Raw genomic sequence first — 20,455 nt, 5'->3', positions numbered from 1 at the left:
AATTATGGTACAGGCGTTTTTGTTGAATCTGAAAATATAAATACACAATGCTGTTAAAATATGCTTACTTTTTATTGCGAAAGTAGTATTATGACTCCATAAAGATATATAGGGGAACCATTAATATGGCAAAGATATCTTCTGATAAAAGTTTGACAGAAGTGTTTAAATCTAAAGTTGGCCAACAAGGATCAGCTACCAAGCAATCCCTTGATTTAGCTGAGACTACGCAAGCTGACGCTAGGGATTTAGAGAAGCTGTACAATACGCTCCACAGTAACCTGGAGAAATTCCAGAAGTCGATGACAAGCTTCGCAGATAAGGTTGATGGTGTTGCGCAAGCTATTGAGGATCGTGACCAACAGATCGGGAAAGAGTGGAACTAAGGGCAGATACATGGGATAGCGTGATGCGCGATTTACGGTCTCCAATCCAAGCGTGAAAACTTAGAAGATGAGGCGCGTAATTCAAAACGAAAGCTGACTTAGAGAACGACATGGATGAGTTTCAACGTATGCTACGTCAGGAAAGCCAAAATATGTCTGACGGCGCTGATGTCAAGATTATGGACAGGTTTTCTCGGCACCGCGAGGTGCCGGTACCCCGAAATTTTTTCAACAGCCGGATTTCAGCCTAAAACGGCGTGATTTATGGGTGTTTTTGTAGGTGGAGCCGAGCTCGGTCCCGCTGGTGAGAGAAAACAAGCGGTATAGATTGTGAACCGACAGGATTTCACAAGTTGTAGCGTGCAGTAAATAAGCCTTCACAAGGCGAATTTTTGAAATTCACAAGTGACGGCTTATAAACGTTGGTGCATCAGCTAGTGCTGATAACCCAGATTAAGTAAACCAGACATTGGTCTAGGCGGTCTGAAGCCAATCAGTGCGTGAGTTGATGCGACTGTTGTTGTACCAGTTCACGTACCACTCGACAGACACCCGGACATCATCAATGGTCCTGTACTCTTCGTGATAAATCATTTCGCGCTTGATGAGCGAATGGAAGCTCTCGATACGAGCGTTATCGTAAGGATGACCCTTACAGGAGTAAGAGTGATTTATTCCAGAGTTTTGTAATGTTCCTTCGAACATGCTAGAAGTGTATTGGCTTCCCATGTCGCTGTGAATCATCTTTGGCTTACCGTTGGCTCTTAGAGCCTTAACTACGACGGATGTTGCGAATTCCTTGGTCATCTCTGGACTTAGCCCGTATGAGACTACGCGACGCTTTTCTGGGTCATATACGGTTGCCAGATAAACCCACTCACGATTTATCAACTGGATGTACGTAATGTCAGTTGCCAGAACGCCACTCAAATCATCCAACTTCTTCATGAGGTTGGGCTTTTGAGGTGTGTCAGTGGTTGTTGTTGGCTTCTTGTATGATTTCTTGACCATGCGAGATTTGAGATTGAGCTCATTCATGAGTTCCCAAACCAAACGATCGCCAACATCAGTCTTCAAAATGAAGCGCAAGAACGCTGCGATACGACGGTAGCCATAGATGCCACGATTGGTGTTATAAACGGCTTTAATTGCCGTTTTCAGAGCATTACGCCGTGTTTCTCGTTGGCTAGGTTGCCAGTTTTTCCATTGATAATACGTGCTTCGAGCAATGTTCAAAGCCGATAAAACGCTTGTTATGCGGTGTCCCATTGCGAGTGACCGGTCAATGATTTCCAGTCCTAACTCGCGATTTTGCGTTAATTGTACTTCGAAAGCAACACCGCGGCTCGTTTTAAAATCTCAAGTTCTTCGCGAAGTTTGGCGTTTTCCTTTTGTAATGCGTTTACATCAGCTTGCGTCCATTTTTCGCCGTCCACTTCGTGGACTGTGTACAATTTGACCCAGTTACGGATTGGATCGGCCGAAGGCCCGTATTCAGCGGCTAGTTCAGTGTAAGAACGCCCTTGGTTGTGCATCTCGACAAGAGATTGCTTAAATTCTGGTGAATATCGAATTATATAAAAAATGCTCCTCTGCTATTAGTTTACAGGGCAGAGAAAAATCTGTCCGTAAATCTAGCATAAGAGCAAAGTGATTTCTAATTTTCTGTAATTATAAAATAATGCTTGAACTCATGTTCAAATTTTTTAGATTTATGGAGGTTGCAAACATGAGAAGTTTCAAGCATTTATCACAGGCTGATCGTGCCGTCATTCAACGTATGCTTGCAGAAAGAGCGAGTATACAATCAATTGCAGATTATTTAGGGTATTCACGCAGTGCAATATATCAGGAGATTAACCGTCATACGCAAACAATTACCTTTAGTGAGGATTTTAAATACAGCAAGCCATACGACGCTCTCCAAGCGCAGGATTTAGCTAACAGGTCACATTATTCAGTAGGTCGTGCTACGAAGCTGACAGAGGCCAAAAAACATCAAATTCGTAAGTCCTTAGAACGAGGCATGACACCAGAAATGATTGCAAATACATCTCGAACGATGCATGTGACTACACGGACAATTTATAATTGGATAAATTACTACAAGATTCCGGGAGTGACACCAGAGACACATTTACCGATGGCTGGACGTAGGCATCGGCGAAGCCTTAGCAAAAAAAGTCGTAAAACTGCACTAAAACGAGCACGTGACAAGGAAGCCGCACAACTATCAGCAAAACAAAAGCATTACTGGGTATCAATTGATAAGCGTCCCAAGCCCATAAATAACCGTCAAAAGCCATTCCATTGGGAAATGGATGGCGTTGAATCGAAACAGTCGAGCTACCTAGTATTAACGTTTGTAGAACGCAAAACGCGCTATATGGTCGCTATTAGAACAAAATCAAAACGTTCCACTGATATTGCGCGTGCAATTGATCATTCATCAGTATGCACGGTGATCAATGCCACAGCATTACACATGACCGTGGTGCTGAATTTCTAAACAATACAGTCAGTTTATTGTTATCCCAGTATAAGATTAAACAATACGTTGCGCATGCTTACTCAGCATGGGAACGTGGATCAAGTGAGAACGGCAATCGCAGATTGCGACAATATTTTCCAAAAGGTACGGACTTCAAGAACGTCACACAAACCGAATTGAATGAAGCTATTAAGAAAATAAATAATCATTCATTAAAAGGCTCTGATGTCAAGACTCCGGACCTCTTTTTAGAGCCCGCTAGGGCTCGTACCACGAAAATTTTTCAAAATGACCTGATTTCGTACAGATTTTGGGTCATTTTTTAATGGGGTCCAGGGGTTTTGCCCCTGTGCCTGCCGGAGGCTATGGAGTTACGGTGGTCTAGTTTGGATTTTGTTGAATTTCACAAGTCTGAGGGTATAGCAAATAAGCACTTGTCAGAGTGATTTTTGGACTTCACAAAGTCAGTGCTTGTAAACGCCGGTGTATAGGCAAATTTGTATAATCGCGTTTATGTCATCTAGAAATTTGTCTAGGCGGCATCACGGAGTGATATACGATTGTTGTTATACCAGTTGACGTACCATCCAACAGCGGCTTGCACATCAGCGATACTCTCGAAATCCTGTTGGTAGATCAGCTCCCTCTTGAGTAACGAGTGAAAACTTTCGATGCGGGCATTATCGTAAGGGTGCCCTTTACGGGAGTAAGAGTGCCTAATACCTATGGACTCCAGTGTATTTTCAAACAATTCGCTGGTATACTGGCTTCCCATATCGCTATGCACATACAGTGGTTTTTCACCTCGTCTTAGCGCCTTAACGATTACTGAGGTTGCTAGTTGAGCTGTCATCGTATCTGCAATTCGATACGACAGCACCTTACGGTCTTCCGGATCATATGCACTAGCCATGTAAACCCATGTCTTATCGGTCAACTGGATATACGTAATGTCAGTTGTAATTACGCCACTTAGGTCATCCAGATTGATAATGAGATTTGGCATCTGATCTTTGTCATTGACTGTTGTAGGCTTGTTATATCGCTTTTGCATACGCGATTTCAAGCCAGCTTCACTCATCAATTGCCATACAAAGCGGTCGCTGATTGCTAGTTTGAATAAGTCGCGCATGGTTTTAGCAATTCGTCGATAACCATAAATGCCTTTATTGGCTGTGTAAATTGATTCGACGGCAATTCTCAATTTGTTGTGTTGTATTTCTTGTGCGCTCGGCTCCCAATGGATCCAGTCAGAGTAAGTGGACATTGGAATTTTCAAAGCACTCAGAACGCGTGTGATGCGGTGCCCCTGTACCAAATTTTTGTGGATAATTGGTAAAACAACACTTCTACCGCGCAAAACTAATGTTTTGCCAGCAACACCGCCGCACGTTTTAAAATTTCGAGCTCTTCTTTCAAAATTGCGTTTTCCTTACGCAACTTCTTCAATTCATCAGCTGATATTGATTCGCCATTCACTTCTACAGGCGCATATTTTTTGACCCAATTCCGAATTGAATCGGCTGAAGGACCGTATTCCTTGGATAATTCATCGGGCCGACGGCCCGCTTTAACCATCTCCACGATGGACTTTTTAAAGTCCTCTTCATAACGTGTAACCATAAATAAAAATACTCCTATGATGATATTTTACCAAACTAGAAAAACTAGTCCGGAATCTCATCATAAGAGCAAACAATGGACAAACGATTGAATATCTTAAGCTAGACGGAACGTACGAAAACATCCTTCAAATAGACACGGACGATTTGTTTGTTCTGGTTAATAAGATTTTTACACAGGAGGATACACTACCAACCATTGAAGAATTAAACATTGAACAAATGCATAATGTTGCTGCCAAGGTTGTAGCGGACCAAGTACATTCCAAGCTTCAGGACTTTCAAAATGAGGTAGACGAATTTAAGGAATCGTTGAAAGAAATTTACGATGGACCATTAAAAGGTGTTGATTACTATCTAAACAATCTAGAGTAGTCTTTTATGAAGTTTAGTAGTATTTGTAATTCAGGATGATGAATTTCGCAATTTTTGAGTTCATTCCATGATGAAAGAGAACTATATTTATGCTATTTTAGGGTTGCGAAATGGCAAAAGGTAATGTTTTCTCACTAACATATGCGCCTTTGTCAAAAGAGTTTCTGTTAGATACAAAAATGTCAGTCCATGATGCTATTGCACATCACTTGTCAATTATGTCGTAACACAATAATAGACTTGTTGGTGCATGTATGCATTGGAAAGGTCAAATTAAACTTTTCAATGTATGACGATGAAATTAGACGTTATCCCTGGTGGGAAGCATTCGTTTCAACATCTATGTATTTTTCTACTATTTGACTGATAAGTTTTTTATAAATTGATGAACACAAAGAAGGCTAGCCCCCATGTTTTAAAGGGGGACTAGCCTTTTTTGCACACTTTTTGTAGGAGCCGTAAAGTACGTTAGGCTTAGCCTTGTAAAATACACAAAGGGAGTTCGGACGTATGAAACTAACTAAACTATTTAAGAAATCAATCCCCAAAACGCAGACTCCGGCTTGTTGATTGACGATTAATTTCAAATCTCACTCAGTAATCCTTGTGTTCTCAAAAAGCAACTCGCTCATTTTAACAAAATGTGCGAAGACGAAGATGATCAGTCGCTGCTTGCAAGTGTCGGCTTTACCAAGCCGTTTTCAGCAACTAAGCCTTATCTTACTTATTAGCATTCGACAATGTGTTCAAGTTATCACTTGCTGATGACACATTAACGGCCCAGCAAGGGGCTATTGAGGCCGAGCTGATTCAATATTCAAGCGCAGAATTTAGCTAATAGGTCACATTATTCAGTAGGTCGTGCTACGAAGCTGACAGAGGCTAAAAAACATCAAATTCGTAAGGCCTTAGAACGAGGCATGACACCCATAAATGATTGCAAACACATCTCGAACGATGCATGTGACTAAACGGACAATTTATATTTGGATAAATTACTACAAGATTCCGGGAGCACCAGAGACACATTTACCGATGTCTGGACGTAGGCATCGGCGAAGCCTTAGCAAAAAAAGCCGTAAAGCTGCACTAAAACGAGCTTGTAACAAAGAATTCGCGCAACTATCAGAAAAGCATTACTGGGTATCAATTGATAAGCCTCCCAAGTCCATAAATAGCCGTCAACGCCATTCCATTGGGAAATGGATGGCGTTGAATCGAAACAGTCGAGCTACCTGGACCTGGTGTTTAACGTTTGTAGAATGCAAAACGCGCTATATGGTCGATATTAGAACAAAATCAAAACGTTCCACTGATATTGTGCGTGCAGTTGAATCATTCATCAGTATGCACGGTGATCAATGCCACAGCATTACACATGACCGTGGTGCGGAATTTCTAAACAATACAGACAGTCAACAGACAGTCAGTTTATTGTTATCCCAGTATAAGATTAAACAATACGTTGCGCATGCTTAGTCAGCATGGGAACGTGGATCAAGTGAGAACAGCAATCGCAGATTGCGACAATATTTTCCAAAAGGTACGAACTTCAAGAACGTCACACAAACCGAATTGAATGAAGCAATTAAGAAAATAAATAATCATTCATTAAAGTTACATAACTATAGGACGCCAGAACACGAATTCAATAATAAGGCAAAAATCGACAGAATAAAGCCAGACATAAATAATTAAGTTAGCATTCATTACAGTTTTATTTTTCAATTTATTGGCATCGAGGCCAAAATCGTGCAGTCAAAACCACCAAAATTTAAAATTGTAAACAAAATGTAAATAACGTCTAGAAACATTGATATCATAATGTTTCTAGACGTTATTTTCGTCTTAAATTCGTTGGATTATAAACAATTGTTCAATTTACTCTTGACATGTACCTTAAAATATCAACTCACGATAATATATATTATGTAAACTAGAATAAATGTTGAGTTTTGCAACCCCTTTTTCAAAATTTGTCATATTCCGTTGCATATTAGTTGTTCCGCTGTTACAACAACCCCATTAACAACCAAGACAAGTTTTACCAAAGTAGCCACCTTTTTTTGCACTAGTCGTGACTTTTACAGCTTTATTATCTCACTAATTTTGCGATTAAAAATATCAAACTATTTGAAATTACGTATCAAATTCATTAAAAAAACGAGTTAGCGATTCTAATTTCGTTAACTCGTTTTGAGATCTTTTAACTTGTTAATGTTCTAGTTCAAAACAGAAAAACACCCGGCTGCATTAACGTTGACTTTCGTCGTTCCATTCAATTTCTATGCACTCTGAGCCATCGTTTAGTTTCAATCGCATAAGCCTCAGCAGGTGTTTTCCCATCAAGCGCAAGCCTCATAGGTTTACCATTAATACGATCGAGTAACCGCTGTATCTGATCCGCAGAAATACGTCCATAATCAGCATTTTCTCGACTAAATACTCTAATAATGTTGTTACGATTTTCATTCTGAGCGCGATCCCTAGGCTGATGCGGGTGTGCAAAATAAACCTTTATCTTGTTGTCACCCTGCAAAAAATCTAAGACTTTCCAACTAATAAACTCAGTACCGTTATCAGCAGTAATTGATCTAACAAAATCACCATGTATTGCTAAAAACTTCTTTAAACCAATAATAATATCATCACCAGATCTAGATTCTACTGGTACAACATAACTAAATCTCGTTTTTCGCTCAACGAGCGTCATTAAAGGCTTCCTAGTCCCAACACGTGAAAACACTAAATCAATTTCCCAATGACCAAAATAACGCCGATTTCAACAGATTTGGGCCGTTCATCGATACTATACCGTGTCAAAGAAACTGTTTGTAAGAACTCACTAGAATTCATTTTCGCAAGACGTTCTTTTTCCAGACGCTCGCGCTCTGCTTTCAAGAGTTTTAATTCTTCGCTAGTGCTAATATGATTAGGCCGCTTGCGTTTCTGTCCATATGGTCCATCAACTCTAATATAACCCTTCCTAATATAATTACGAATCGTACTAGCGCTTACCTTAATCTCAGGATGCCGAGCAACAACATCCTCAGGCGACCAAAACTTGACATTCATATCATGTTCAACAACTTCAACCATTTTCCTAGTCAACTTTAGCGGGCCACTTCTAGACTCATTTTTCTTTTTTGAGTTGTACTCTGCAACTTCAGCCGAATAACGAATCCAAGCATGGGCATTAAACTTAAGTTCTTTTGGATTAACATCAGAAATGTCGTATGAAACACCACGTCTCAACTCATTCCAAATGGTTGTATAATCACGATTCAATCGACGAGCCACCTCAGAAACCGTCAAAGACTGCCCATTCCAATACTCCTGTATCAAAATGCGTTCCTCAAATGACAACCGTTTAAAAGTCCGTTTTTTCTTATCACCATCACTCATGATTATTCAACCCAACCCGCTTCAAATATCTTAACTTCGATTCTTCATCAAACAGTGACTCAGGTGTTGAATACTTCTTTCGTCCAAAAAATGGTCTTTCATTTAACTGATCACTAACTAAATTCAAATCATCCTGATTAACCAAACGTAATGACGTATAACTCGATAATCCGACTTCCATTGTATTATCTAGCCATCTAACTAAATCGTCGCTCATTGTTGAACCATCAGTAACAAACGAGACAACTAAATCTAAATTATACTTACGCCTTATCAACATCAACACATGCTCATAAGTAAATTCAATCGCCTCATACTGCATCACATCAATCAATTCTACAGTCGCCCCAAAATTTTGCAGAAAATAATCAAAAGCTCTAACTAAGGCATTTTCACCACCATTAGGCAATTTAATTAGTACCACAAACCGTGTCTTTCGTTCCACAAAACATAATGCCATTGCCCTATCTAGTCTGTCCTGGCTTTTCACCAATGTAACATGCCAATAACCAAAAACATTATCGGTGTTAACACCAGGCATGTGCTTCAAAACCACTTCATCAGAAGACAATCCGTCTTCTCGATTAAAATCAATATGTGGAGAAATAGCCTCAAACTTCGCGACGTCTGGCACCTTTCTCAAATCAACAATAAGTCCATCACGAATATAATTTCTTATTGTATTAGCACTAACCGTCACTTCATCTACCTCTTTGACAATTTTTTCAGGTGACCAGCCCATATAATTCAAGTAATACTCAATCAAACGCTTAATATCTGCATTCAAACTATTAGTAGTTTCACGAATAATTGAGTTTCTAACTACAAATTGATCCGCATATTCAGCCGAATATTTAATACGACCATGCGGACGAATAGCACGTAACTGGCCTGGAGTTAAACCTTCAAAAGACAATACATTTCCTCTCATTAACTCCTTTCGAACCGCAGCAACAGATCTCTCCAAATACCTTGCAATAGCAGACATACTCAGCCCTCGCATATTCCACATTCGTTGAATCAACAATCGTTCTTCGAACGTGAATCTCTTATATCTAAATCTAGACTGTCCCAAAAATAATAACCTCCCTCACAGGGCTCTGATGTCAAGACTCCGGACCTCTTTTTAGAGCCCGCTAGGGCTCGTACCACGAAAATTTTTCAAAATGACCTGATTTCGTACAGATTTTGGGTCATTTTTTAATGGGGTCCAGGGGTTTTGCCCCTGTGCCTGCCGGAGGCTATGGAGTTACGGTGGTCTAGTTTGGATTTTGTTGAATTTCACAAGTCTGAGGGTATAGCAAATAAGCACTTGTCAGAGTGATTTTTGGACTTCACAAAGTCAGTGCTTGTAAACGCCGGTGTATAGGCAAATTTGTATAATCGCGTTTATGTCATCTAGAAATTGGTCTAGGCGGCATCACGGAGTGATATACGATTGTTGTTATACCAGTTGACGTACCATCCAACAGCGGCTTGCACATCAGCGATACTCTCGAAATCCTGTTGGTAGATCAGCTCCCTCTTGAGTAACGAGTGAAAACTTTCGATGCGGGCATTATCGTAAGGGTGCCCTTTACGGGAGTAAGAGTGCCTAATACCTATGGACTCCAGTGTATTTTCAAACAATTCGCTGGTATACTGGCTTCCCATATCGCTATGCACATACAGTGGTTTTTCACCTCGTCTTAGCGCCTTAACGATTACTGAGGTTGCTAGTTGAGCTGTCATCGTATCTGCGATTCGATACGACAGCACCTTACGGTCTTCCGGATCATATGCACTAGCCATGTAAACCCATGTCTTATCGGTCAACTGGATATACGTAATGTCAGTTGTAATTACGCCACTTAGGTCATCCAGATTGATAATGAGATTTGGCATCTGATCTTTGTCATTGACTGTTGTAGGCTTGTTATATCGCTTTTGCATACGCGATTTCAAGCCAGCTTCACTCATCAATTGCCATACAAAGCGGTCGCTGATTGCTAGTTTGAATAAGTCGCGCATGGTTTTAGCAATTCGTCGATAACCATAAATGCCTTTATTGGCTGTGTAAATTGATTCGACGGCAATTCTCAATTTGTTGTGTTGTATTTCTTGTGCGCTCGGCTCCCAATGGATCCAGTCAGAGTAAGTGGACATTGGAATTTTCAAAGCACTCAGAACGCGTGTGATGCGGTGCCCCTGTACCAAATTTTTGTGGATAATTGGTAAAACAACACTTCTACCGCGCAAAACTAATGTTTTGCCAGCAACACCGCCGCACGTTTTAAAATTTCGAGCTCTTCTTTCAAAATTGCGTTTTCCTTACGCAACTTCTTCAATTCATCAGCTGATATTGATTCGCCATTCACTTCTACAGGCGCATATTTTTTGACCCAATTCCGAATTGAATTGGCTGAAGGACCGTATTCCTTGGATAATTCATCGGGCCGACGGCCCGCTTTAACCATCTCCACGATGGACTTTTTAAAGTCCTCTTCATAACGTGTAACCATAAATAAAAATACTCCTATGATGATATTTTACCAAACTAGAAAAACTAGTCCGGAATCTCATCATAAGAGCACACTTTTACTAACATCAAAGTACGCCGCCATCTGACGAACTGACCAACCAGCCTGTTCTCGATATCTTTTTAAGTCATCACCCGTCATTGCGTCTCCTCCACCAAAAAGTCTGTAATTTCCACCCGACCAACGATAGAGATATTACGCAAGCGATTCAAAAATCGAACCCATAGTCCAATTGCAGCTATTTGAGACTCAAAAGTTCTATCAAAGTCACTGGCAAATTGAATAATTGGATATAAATCATCAACTGGAGTGACCTTTTCAACGGACATAACATCGAGAAGATTTGGAATCTCAGCTGGTAGCGTCATAACATCAGCTTTATATGTGGTTTCCACACCATTTCGGACAAGAGTGATCAAAAAATCGTGTGTCTGCAAAAAGTGTTCCACGCCCATAAAGTGAAACTCGTTGTCATTCAGTTCCATCGCTTTTTATCACCTCCAAAGCCTCCGGCAGGCACAAGGGAGCACCCTTGGAACCCCGCAACAAGAATTTAAATCTGTTCTGTCCCCAAAGCGTGTAGTCGGGGACACTTGCCAAAACCATCTCAATCCCTTGCGAGAGTAAGCGTTAAGGCTGTTTTTTGCTTAAATTTAAGCCCCCCTGTTAGGTGAACGGGGGCTTAGGGTAAATTGGCAAAGTTTCACTAGCTTCTGAGCCCGCTCATTTAACGACCCGTAAACAAAAGAACACGTAAAATTTTCCATCGGATCGGCGCGCCGGCTACCGCCGGACGCGCCTCGCATCACAGATGCGCCGCCGTAAAATTACGTGTTCTATATGTCTACTGGCCTATTCGCAAACTCATCAGAACAATTTCAACTAATGCCCATTTACCCTAATTTATACTTTCTTTTTCAGATACATCACTAACAACTTCGGTACTTAAATCTTCGCTCTCAACAGAAGGCACCTTATCTGCAAGATTGTTAAAATACGTCTTAATCTTAAAGTTCTTCGGTACTTCAGGAGAAAAAAACGCCCTAGGCTGATTAGGTGACATTTGAATATAACCCCAACCTTTCATATCCTTTGACAAATTCACAAACTCATCTGGATTGGCATCAGGAAATAACATATTCAAGCCATTTGGTTTCATCTTACCTAAGCTAACACGAGTCTGAAATTGATCGCGGGCCTTTCCCAAAGTATCAGCATCAGGACGCTGCAAACCAACAATCACAAAAAATCCAACTTGACGCCCAAGCATCAATATTTGATTCATTTGTGACTCTAACTTCATGTAATCCTTCATAGCCAATGACTCACGAAACGCACCATACTAATCAAAAACGAAGAACACAGGCTTGAAACCAAAAGACCTGTAGTTGGCAATATCATCACCCTTAACATTAAGCTTGTCGTACTCTTTTAATCGCTTCATCATGTCATCATAAAACTGACTGAACCGCTGTAAAATAAAATCTGACGTATAAGCAACTTTTCCTTTCAATGTTTCTGTATATCGCAATCCAGCAATATCAGTCATTTTAGGATCAGCCACACGAACATCAGCTCCTAGCTGCAATAAAGCACTCAACAAACTAAAAATAAAGTAAGACTTACCAGCTCCGGTATCACCCGCAATCAACATATGTGGATTCTTCTCAAAATTCCAATCCAAGCCACTCATCAATTCAATTGAGTGGTCGGTTACTTTTACTTCGGTCATTTTCAACCTCAAATCCAATGGGAAAATCAAAAACTCAAACAAAGCAAACCCATCAACTGCCATATGTTCTGAAATCGTTGCACGAGTTGAAGTCACCACATGTGATGAAAAATCTCCCCGCGAAAATTGTTCCTGAAACTTATTGCCATCCAAAGGTAAAAACAACTTAAACCCATTCAAACCATTAAATTTCAAATAAACCCTTGGCCAGTAAGATACGACTGATTTACCATCTTTTTGAGTCTCAGTGTAAAAATCAAAATTGACCAAATTCTTTGACACAAGATGCAACTTATACAACTTGCCCCAAAACTTTGACTGATAGCGATACCGACGATACAAATAATAAACCAATGCAACCGCCGCCGCGTAAAACGCTAGTAATGCGGCTAAAATGTACCAACCTGACGTTTGAACAACACCTTTTTCGTACCAATCCACAACTTCCCGCAACAAATACACCAAAAAAGGAATTGCAAAAATACTCGTTAGAGCACCAATCACAATTCCCGGTAAGTTTCGGTAAAAATATCTGACACGATGTCCCCTTTTAAACATTGAGATCACCTACCAAATCACTTTTTATCATTATTTTGTTGTTGATCTGCCTTTGCTTTTTCTGGCTTGCCTGATCCTCCATTAGAATTACGTGAACCATCACCATTTGTTGCAGCAGGCTTGATACCTTCAACAGTATAGAAGTGATTAAATTGACCAGGTTCAGGCTCAAAGAAACGAACAGTCACACGATCAAAGTCAATCAAATCACCTAGTGCAAACTCAGACATTAGCTCATCAGCAGCTGCAACACCATCAATGGTAAAAGTGTAAGTTTCATGCTTTTCAGAATCATAGACTGTTACCTTAGTAACGTCATCCATAATACCTGAAATATCTTGATTATTATTTGCACCACGTGTTCGAGCATTAGCTACGGAAGCCGACGCATCAGTTCGTACTCCAGTAATAGCCAACGACTTACCAAAATACATGTCATCAGGCGCTTCAAAAATTCGATTACTCGTCTTCAATTCAACAAATACCTTCTTGTGTTCAGCCTCATTCCAACGCGTTTGATCAGGCGCGTCAGCCAACACAATCTTAGCTGACAAAATACCTGAATTAGCACCACGAGATGCGACAACGTTCGACTCAGCAATCACAGGGTCAACCAAACGAACCTTCGTCAACGGCTTGAACGTGTTCTTATCAAACGAATCAGATACCGCTACAGACAAAGTTGAAAGGCCAAGTGAACCTCCACCAACTCGAACGAAGCCACGCTCTACTTCAGTAATTTGCAACTCATCAAAATCAGCACCCAAAATAATGGGCAATACCTTCATAGGCATAAAAAATATCCATCCTTTTCTAAATAAAAAGCCGATTGAAGTATCTTCAACCGACCATAACAAATTAAAATAACCGCCTGCTCCGTTACCAAGTACATCATCGCAATATGCGTTAAAGCTTTTTCAGCCGCAATTGTAGTCAATCAACCAGGCATTTCTATGCCTATAGCCACATCCTACTTCGGGCGTGGACTGCACTTTGATATCGGAGACAAGACTTTTTTCTCTTTTTTACACTCCGTGATGACCATCCGAATCGAAAAAGTTGGCAATTCAACACCAAACTGTTACACTAAACATTGCGTCGATTATTGTAATTTTTGTTTTTGATTTAGACGATCATCAAAAATTTTCAATTTTCAAAGATCAAGCTGGTAGACAACTCTACCGGCTTTTTCTTTTTATCAACAAAAAGAAAAAACCACAAACAGCTAATCGGAATACAAGAAATATCTTTTGACCACTTTTTGTTATTTACAACCAAAGTGTAAGTTCATATTCTCGTAACAATTTCTTCATAACCGTTTATGGTTTATACTTTACAACTCGCAGAGTCATTAAAACCAATTACCAACCTGCCAATTAAAAACGCTGCAAAAACCAATCTAGTCTTTGCAGCGTTAATTATTTTCTTTTAAAACACATTGAATTGATGGACCGATCCATACACATCTAAGCTCAAACGTTCAACTAACGTAAACAATGCCGTACTGATTCTAAATCCTGACATATTTGCAAGTTTTGTAATTGCCAAATAGCCATTTTTCTCAGTTCCTCGGATTTTAGTTGACGTTTTTTATTGGTTTGCTAACTTTTGCAATTCTAATGCAACTTCTGGATTTTTTCAACTACCAAAGCCGCATCAATCAGTGATTCCAGTTGCTTCACATTTACTTTCTTACCAAACATCTGACGCCTCACCAAAACAAAATTACATTGGAAATGAAATCACCAATCCAACCGAATGACCGTTTAAAAGCAATGCGCCACTTATGTTGCTGAGTTCGATAGTTACCGAATTTGCGGTCGGTGATCGCGTTTTTGCGCGTCCGGATATGGATGCAACCGGTAAATTCGGCTCGTATGCAACGTTTATGGCAGTAAATGTCGATAAAGTGGCAGCAATGCCTGATAACATGACGTTCGCTGAAGCTGCAGCCTTGCCATTAGCTGGCGAAACAGCCTTACAGATGTTACGCGAGTTACGGGTGACAGATGGTTCTAAGGTTCTAGTTTTTTGTGTGCACCTGTATCAAAACAGAGACGAGGCTTACGACGACAAATATTACGAAAACAACTACAATGATTGTCAGTTCCACCATACTTCATACCACCGTTCTCAAACGTTTTAAATACGCTCGTCAAACTCGTCTTTTGGATGGTTACGTACCATCGCATTCACACCAATTAAACTAATTAGACCGACAAATAGCCCAATACTACCCCAAAGAATACGGCCAGCAGCACTATCGATGAACATCAACAGCCCAATTGTGGCCATAAAAACCACATATGGCAACGCAACCAAATCATGTGGCCTAAAAATAATCCTTACCATGTTTAATTCCCCCTCGACCATTTATTTATCAGTAAGTATAGCACTTTAATTCGGGCGCAAATTTTATTCTTTTTAATGGGAAATCAAGTGTCTTTATACACCAAAAAACACAACAATATGTCCAGAAGACCATTGTTGTGTTCTACATAACTATTCCGGTTTCATTTCAATCACGACTTTACCGCGTGCATGATGCGATTCAACACGATCATGCGCTGATCGAACACCCTCTGTCGTGAACGGGAACTTCGAATCAATCACGATTTTCAATTGATTGTTTTGGTAATATGCTGCTAATTCCCCTAAATCCTTGCCGCTTGGTTGTAGCCACCCCGCCGTCAGCGTTTTGTGCGCCTTTTCAGCGTTTAACAATTGCTCATCAGTTGGATTAGCGGAAATTGTCACTAATCGACCGCCTGGTGCTAACACATCTAAGCCTGCGTCAATATCGCCAACACTGTCTAGCACCGCATCATAATTGCTAATCACGTCGGTAATCGCACGTTCGTGATAGTCAATGACGATATCAGCACCAAGTTCACGGACAAATTCCGCGTTTGCATGACTTGCGGTCGTTGCAACAGTTGCACCCATCAATTTAGCTAATTGAATCGCAACGATACCAACGCCACCAGCGCCGGCCTGAACTAGAACCTTAGAACCATCTGTCACCCGTAACTCACGTAACATCTGTAAGGCTGTTTCGCCAGCTAATGGCAAGGCTGCAGCTTCAGCGAACGTCATGTTATCAGGCATTGCTGCCACTTTATCGACATTTACTGCCATAAACGTTGCATACGAGCCGAATTTACCGGTTGCATCCATATCCGGACGCGCAAAAACGCGATCACCGACCGCAAATTCGGTAACATTTGCCCCAACTTCAGTAATGATACCCGCGATGTCCCAACCCAAGACCACCGGAAAGGTCCAATTAAACATCCCTCGCAAAGCACCTTCACGGGCCTTGTAGTCAATTGGATTAACACTTGTTGCAAACGTCTCAATCAGAACTTCGTTATCTGAAATGATTGGTTCGTCATAATTATCAACGACCGTTAATCCATCACTAGATCCGAACTGGTTAATTATTGCTGCTTTCATACGCCACCTCCGATTACTTATTATTACATAGTAAATTGTCCGAAAATATAGATTTCTCGATATTCTTTGACTAACTTTTAACTATTAGCGTAATTTTGGGGACTTGCTTGCTAAAAATGGTAGTCACGACACATCATTGTCATGACTACCATTTTTACTTAGCGAACGGATGTAGAATAACTTTACCATGGATAAATTCTCCCAGATAAATATCTTCTACGCCACCCATTTTCTGTTTAGCGACTTCTGCGCGCAACCAATCAATATCTTTATCTAACACATCAAGCAAATCGTAATTTGCCTGTCCATCTTGGATAAGTGGGTATTTAATCGCTTCTTCACCATACTTAATAATCGTTAACTGACCATTTTGTTCAAGAACGGCACGACGCACAATCTGAACTTCATCAACACCAGCAGCGCGCAACTTAAACATTAATTCGCTGGCTGATAGACCAACACGCATAGTTGTCGCCACATCAACTTCCCCATTTTTAATAACCGTCACTGGCGCTCCGTCAATCACGCGCTTAACCCAATAATTGTGTTCTTTCAAAAACTTCAGTAACAGCACCAAAAACGTCCAGACAATCAATACCAACACAAATTGCAAAGCGGTAATATCGCTATTGTAGATAACACCACCGATAATGCCACCGAGTACATAATTTTGCACCTGATCCATTGCTGATATCGGCGCTAAGTTACCTTTACCCAGAATATTAATTTGGATAATTAAGCCGATGATTCCAATTGCCAACTTTAATGCAATCGTTGCATAACTTGCATCCATTATTTCACCTCAACCACTGTGTTCTCATCAAGTAAATTCGTCTTTTCAAGCGTGTAATTCGATTGATCTGCACTTAAGTTAACCCGGTAGAACACGTTATCAACTTTCATAATCAAATTGTTATTCAGATTAACGCTGTTAATTGACACCTGGCTATACTTAACATCCTTTGCATGGGCAACATGCTTTAGGAGCCTCACAACCTGTTCTTTTTGTGCTGACTGACTTTTGATTTGGTTCATGTCCTGGTATTGAAGCCCAACAACGAAAGCAACTAACAGCAACATCATCACGCTTAAATCACGATATTTAGACTTCAGATTATTCTTAAAATACAACACCGCAAAAATTGCGAATATAGCCACCAGTATAGCGATTACAATTGTCGTTGCTGTCTCCATCCAAGAATGACGTTGTGATAAATATTCTATGGTATAGAACGTCATGTTGTTCTCCTTATTTCTAATAGTTTACTGGCCATAATACGCTTACCGGTGACCTATCAATCTTTATGTTTTTATTTTTCGACAAAAATTCCCGAATCAATCACCTTAGTCATCAAATTAACCACGTTGGCAATATAGACATCTATTTGTGTAATGCTAAGCACTTCAAGATCGCCAATTGTTTCTCCCGTAAAGTCAGCATTATAATCTTGAATCAACTTTTCAACACACGCCTTATCTGCGAAATCCGCCGGCACAGCCTCAGTAGCTGTCGATGGTAATGGTTGTAAACCATACTTATGAACAAGATACGGATTGAGCTTTTTAAAATCCTCATAGTAGCGTTCTAGCACTGCCGGACGCCGTGGATCATCTTGTGGTGGCACAACATTCATGAAGACGTCTGTAAGCCAAATCTCATCAGTCAGTAAATGTGTGTAATAGCCCAAGTTAAACGAATCTGACAACGTTTCTGGATGATCTTGTAAAAAAGCCCGTAAATCAACTCGTCTAGTTCCTCGATTACTAGGGACTAAATAGTGCGTTTCGTCTTTTGTCATCTGATTAATTTTGTCGACGTCTGGCGCCTCGTTACCAACCAGGAATGTCGTGTCTAACTGATGATATTTCGCCATCAGCAACGTCGCAATCGCCGCATGCATAAGTCGTGATCCCATGATACTAGTCTCCCTGCTTTTCTCTCAACTTTACTCTCGCCCATCAAAAAACGCCACAGGCAACACCTGCAGCGTTAATTTAACTATTTAAGTGATGGGTCATTGACCTCAGGGAATGACTTCAAATTGTAGTCATTCATACTTGGTCGTAACAGCCAAAGCGCAATTAGTGCCATTGGTAATATGTAAATAATCAACGCCATCCATGTCCCACCGACACCGTCGGATTGGAATTCACTGGTGAAATCGGTCAATCCGTGCAACACCATTGGAATCCACAAAGAATTTGTTCGGAAGAAAATGGCAACAAACACCAAGCCAAAACCAACCGCGTAAATCACTTGCTGGATCGTGTCCTCTAGCGGTGCCCCACCGGTCAAATTAATAAAGTGCACAAACCCAAAGGCAATTGACGAACCAATAGCCGCACCTAACGCTTGCCATTGCGTCTTTTCCATTACAAACAGAAAGACCAATAGCACTGCACCACGAACAACTAGCTCTTCAAAAAATCCCGGTTGGAACCCGACCATAAAGTTTCGGTAAATCGTGGTAAAGTCACTTGTTGGCAACACTTTAATTGTATCCCAAATTTGTGGGAATATTGCCCACAACAACGCAATAATTACCGGTAACACAGTCAACCAGTTTACATCGTCACGCAACTTGAAGTGAAAACGAATTGGCCACTTCAAATTCAATAGCAACTTAGGTATCACGGCAACAATCATACCCCAAATAAACAACACGGTTGTGCCAGCAATTGGCGTTGGTTGCCCATTTTTAATCAACCCGAACATCGGAGCAACAAAATCGCTGAAAATGCTGTCTCGTAAAATAACCGCTAACGCTAGACCGATCAACGACAAAATTGTGACTAATGCCACCTTAACAAACTGTTTCATATAACAGATCTCCATTCTCTGAATTACCTGCATATCTTATCAATATTTTGACATTGGTTTTGGTATCGTTTTTTCAGTCAAATTAAATCCTTAGCCAATTAACTTACTAAGACCATTAGAATTGGAATAACAACCAGCATCATTAGCGTGGTTTGTGTAATTGATACAGACGCAAACTTATAGTCACCGTTCAGCTCACGTGCCATAACAGCGGCGTTCGTCATGGTTGGCATGGCCGATTGAATGACAAACACGGCCTTCAGCAACTTAGGCAAGTCAAACGGCATCATCATCAACGCCATAACAGTTGGCGCCATAACAAATCGTCCAATGGCCAACGTGATGTTTTCTTTATCAGGAATCAGATCAGCACGTTGGGTCTTAGCAATTGAAAAACCGATAAAAATTAATGATAGCGGTACGTTCGTATTGCCCAGATCTGTCAAATCAGTTACCAGGAACTCCGGTAGCTTGATTTGGAAAATGACGAGAACCACCGCGACCAACAAAGCAATCATCGGCGGTGTAAACACCCCTCTCAACGTCTTCTTTAAGTTGAAATGTTTACCCGTTTGCGTATCGCTCTCAATCATATAAACACCCAACGTCCAAAAAACAATAGTATTAGCCATATAGTAGACCAGCACATACGGTAAGCTTTCCTTACCAAACAGCGCCATATTAACCGGTAGTCCAACCGTCACTGTATTTGAATTAAACAAAAGCGACTGAAACAAACCTTTGTGGGTTGGGTTTACATGAATTAAACGTGCCACAACAAATGACAAAATGAATAGCACTAACATACTACCCACCGGCAGAATCAACTTAGGTCCCAAAGCGACTAGGCTAGCCGGTGTAAAGTCTTGCGGAATACTAACAATCAAATAAGCTGGAATTGCGATTTTAGTGACAAATCCAGATAAGAATTTGCTCAATCTGCCATCGTCATCGTTAAAGATTCGCAACTTTATCAAAGCATACCCAACTGCGACGAGTCCCAAAATCATTAGAACCCCTGAGATACTGTGTATAATCGTTGCCATTTCTAAACTCCTCTCCGTGTCTAAAAAGAAGAGGCCCTACCAGA

The 20,455-nt window shown here is 40.6% G+C and carries 24 protein-coding genes; 4 read left to right on the top strand and 20 right to left on the bottom strand.

Going from position 1 to position 20,455, the window contains the following annotated elements; all coding sequences use genetic code 11:
* Window positions 1-125 precede the first annotated feature (125 nt).
* On the top strand, window positions 126-386 hold the full coding sequence (locus tag OIT45_RS11135) for a hypothetical protein (RefSeq protein ID WP_135412362.1): 261 nt from the start codon (window positions 126-128) through the stop codon (window positions 384-386).
* Between the two features lie 474 nt (window positions 387-860).
* On the opposite strand, the gene OIT45_RS11130 is transcribed toward OIT45_RS11135, so the two are convergent.
* Both OIT45_RS11130 and OIT45_RS11125 read right to left on the bottom strand, forming a co-directional pair.
* Window positions 861-1,676: an IS3 family transposase gene (locus tag OIT45_RS11130; protein WP_264340113.1), complete on the bottom strand. Its 816-nt coding sequence runs from the start codon at window positions 1,674-1,676 to the stop codon at window positions 861-863.
* 26 nt (window positions 1,677-1,702) lie between these two features.
* Window positions 1,703-1,960, bottom strand: coding sequence for a transposase (locus OIT45_RS11125; protein ID WP_264340112.1), 258 nt, complete (start codon window positions 1,958-1,960; stop codon window positions 1,703-1,705).
* A gap of 155 nt (window positions 1,961-2,115) precedes the next feature.
* On the opposite strand from OIT45_RS11125, the gene OIT45_RS11120 reads away from it, so the two are divergent.
* Together OIT45_RS11120 and OIT45_RS12650 are read left to right on the top strand one after the other, a co-directional pair.
* The gene (locus OIT45_RS11120; RefSeq protein WP_264340082.1) at window positions 2,116-2,895 is read left to right on the top strand and encodes an IS30 family transposase; all 780 of its coding nucleotides are present in this window, start codon (window positions 2,116-2,118) and stop codon (window positions 2,893-2,895) included.
* Window positions 2,841-3,203 (top strand): IS30 family transposase, encoded by a 363-nt coding sequence (locus OIT45_RS12650; RefSeq protein ID WP_413743298.1) that lies wholly within the window; start codon window positions 2,841-2,843, stop codon window positions 3,201-3,203. Before OIT45_RS11120 ends, OIT45_RS12650 begins: the two co-directional genes overlap by 55 nt.
* Before the next feature lie 206 nt (window positions 3,204-3,409).
* On the opposite strand, the gene OIT45_RS11115 is transcribed toward OIT45_RS12650, so the two are convergent.
* The 11 genes from OIT45_RS11115 to OIT45_RS11065 form a co-directional block, all read right to left on the bottom strand.
* A complete protein-coding gene (locus OIT45_RS11115; protein WP_264329899.1) occupies window positions 3,410-4,237 on the bottom strand; it encodes an IS3 family transposase in 828 nt (275 codons plus the stop codon).
* Window positions 4,238-4,239: 2 nt separating this feature from the next.
* Window positions 4,240-4,500 (bottom strand): transposase, encoded by a 261-nt coding sequence (locus tag OIT45_RS11110; RefSeq protein WP_199404344.1) that lies wholly within the window; start codon window positions 4,498-4,500, stop codon window positions 4,240-4,242.
* A gap of 2,652 nt (window positions 4,501-7,152) precedes the next feature.
* Window positions 7,153-7,620 (bottom strand): IS30 family transposase, encoded by a 468-nt coding sequence (locus OIT45_RS11105; RefSeq protein WP_264340081.1) that lies wholly within the window; start codon window positions 7,618-7,620, stop codon window positions 7,153-7,155.
* The gene (locus OIT45_RS11100) at window positions 7,620-8,279 is read right to left on the bottom strand and encodes a helix-turn-helix domain-containing protein (RefSeq protein WP_264340080.1); all 660 of its coding nucleotides are present in this window, start codon (window positions 8,277-8,279) and stop codon (window positions 7,620-7,622) included. The genes OIT45_RS11105 and OIT45_RS11100 overlap by 1 nt, the downstream gene beginning before the upstream one ends.
* Window positions 8,272-9,354: a helix-turn-helix domain-containing protein gene (locus OIT45_RS11095; RefSeq protein ID WP_264340079.1), complete on the bottom strand. Its 1,083-nt coding sequence runs from the start codon at window positions 9,352-9,354 to the stop codon at window positions 8,272-8,274. The genes OIT45_RS11100 and OIT45_RS11095 overlap by 8 nt, the downstream gene beginning before the upstream one ends.
* A 335-nt stretch (window positions 9,355-9,689) precedes the next feature.
* Window positions 9,690-10,517 (bottom strand): IS3 family transposase, encoded by an 828-nt coding sequence (locus OIT45_RS11090; protein WP_264329899.1) that lies wholly within the window; start codon window positions 10,515-10,517, stop codon window positions 9,690-9,692.
* A 2-nt stretch (window positions 10,518-10,519) separates the two neighbouring features.
* Window positions 10,520-10,780: a transposase gene (locus tag OIT45_RS11085; RefSeq protein ID WP_264329967.1), complete on the bottom strand. Its 261-nt coding sequence runs from the start codon at window positions 10,778-10,780 to the stop codon at window positions 10,520-10,522.
* A 155-nt stretch (window positions 10,781-10,935) separates the two neighbouring features.
* Window positions 10,936-11,283 carry a hypothetical protein gene (locus OIT45_RS11080; RefSeq protein WP_264330351.1) on the bottom strand — a complete coding sequence of 116 codons (348 nt, stop codon included), beginning with the start codon at window positions 11,281-11,283 and terminating at the stop codon, window positions 10,936-10,938.
* A 413-nt stretch (window positions 11,284-11,696) separates the two neighbouring features.
* On the bottom strand, window positions 11,697-12,101 hold the full coding sequence (locus OIT45_RS11075; protein ID WP_199404817.1) for a hypothetical protein: 405 nt from the start codon (window positions 12,099-12,101) through the stop codon (window positions 11,697-11,699).
* A 39-nt stretch (window positions 12,102-12,140) separates the two neighbouring features.
* Window positions 12,141-13,088, bottom strand: a complete 948-nt coding sequence (locus tag OIT45_RS11070) for a hypothetical protein (protein WP_199404816.1) — start codon at window positions 13,086-13,088, stop codon at window positions 12,141-12,143.
* 17 nt (window positions 13,089-13,105) lie between these two features.
* On the bottom strand, window positions 13,106-13,882 hold the full coding sequence (locus OIT45_RS11065) for a hypothetical protein (RefSeq protein ID WP_199404815.1): 777 nt from the start codon (window positions 13,880-13,882) through the stop codon (window positions 13,106-13,108).
* A 992-nt stretch (window positions 13,883-14,874) separates the two neighbouring features.
* Between OIT45_RS11065 and OIT45_RS11060 the strand changes: the two genes are divergently transcribed.
* Window positions 14,875-15,234 carry a hypothetical protein gene (locus OIT45_RS11060; protein WP_242458309.1) on the top strand — a complete coding sequence of 120 codons (360 nt, stop codon included), beginning with the start codon at window positions 14,875-14,877 and terminating at the stop codon, window positions 15,232-15,234.
* Here OIT45_RS11060 and OIT45_RS11055 read toward each other — a convergent pair.
* From OIT45_RS11055 to OIT45_RS11025, 7 genes are all read right to left on the bottom strand, one after another.
* Window positions 15,231-15,440 (bottom strand): hypothetical protein, encoded by a 210-nt coding sequence (locus tag OIT45_RS11055; RefSeq protein ID WP_199404814.1) that lies wholly within the window; start codon window positions 15,438-15,440, stop codon window positions 15,231-15,233. The genes OIT45_RS11060 and OIT45_RS11055 overlap by 4 nt on opposite strands.
* Window positions 15,441-15,590: 150 nt before the next feature.
* On the bottom strand, window positions 15,591-16,544 hold the full coding sequence (locus OIT45_RS11050; RefSeq protein ID WP_199404813.1) for an NADP-dependent oxidoreductase: 954 nt from the start codon (window positions 16,542-16,544) through the stop codon (window positions 15,591-15,593).
* 154 nt (window positions 16,545-16,698) lie between these two features.
* A complete protein-coding gene (locus OIT45_RS11045; RefSeq protein WP_003608310.1) occupies window positions 16,699-17,337 on the bottom strand; it encodes a DUF421 domain-containing protein in 639 nt (212 codons plus the stop codon).
* Entirely contained in the window at window positions 17,337-17,783 is a 447-nt protein-coding gene (locus OIT45_RS11040) for a DUF3290 domain-containing protein (RefSeq protein WP_003608308.1), read from the bottom strand. Before OIT45_RS11040 ends, OIT45_RS11045 begins: the two co-directional genes overlap by 1 nt.
* Window positions 17,784-17,854: 71 nt before the next feature.
* Window positions 17,855-18,460 (bottom strand): zinc dependent phospholipase C family protein, encoded by a 606-nt coding sequence (locus OIT45_RS11035; RefSeq protein ID WP_199404812.1) that lies wholly within the window; start codon window positions 18,458-18,460, stop codon window positions 17,855-17,857.
* 83 nt (window positions 18,461-18,543) lie between these two features.
* Window positions 18,544-19,365 carry a CPBP family intramembrane glutamic endopeptidase gene (locus tag OIT45_RS11030; protein ID WP_199404811.1) on the bottom strand — a complete coding sequence of 274 codons (822 nt, stop codon included), beginning with the start codon at window positions 19,363-19,365 and terminating at the stop codon, window positions 18,544-18,546.
* A gap of 98 nt (window positions 19,366-19,463) precedes the next feature.
* Window positions 19,464-20,411 carry an AEC family transporter gene (locus tag OIT45_RS11025; RefSeq protein ID WP_199404810.1) on the bottom strand — a complete coding sequence of 316 codons (948 nt, stop codon included), beginning with the start codon at window positions 20,409-20,411 and terminating at the stop codon, window positions 19,464-19,466.
* Window positions 20,412-20,455: the final 44 nt, after the last annotated feature.

Source organism: Weissella sp. LMG 11983 (assembly GCF_025908495.1).
Classification (GTDB): domain Bacteria; phylum Bacillota; class Bacilli; order Lactobacillales; family Lactobacillaceae; genus Weissella; species Weissella fermenti.
Note: the sequence above shows the minus strand (reverse complement) of the source record. Positions and strands in the feature narration are given on the sequence as shown.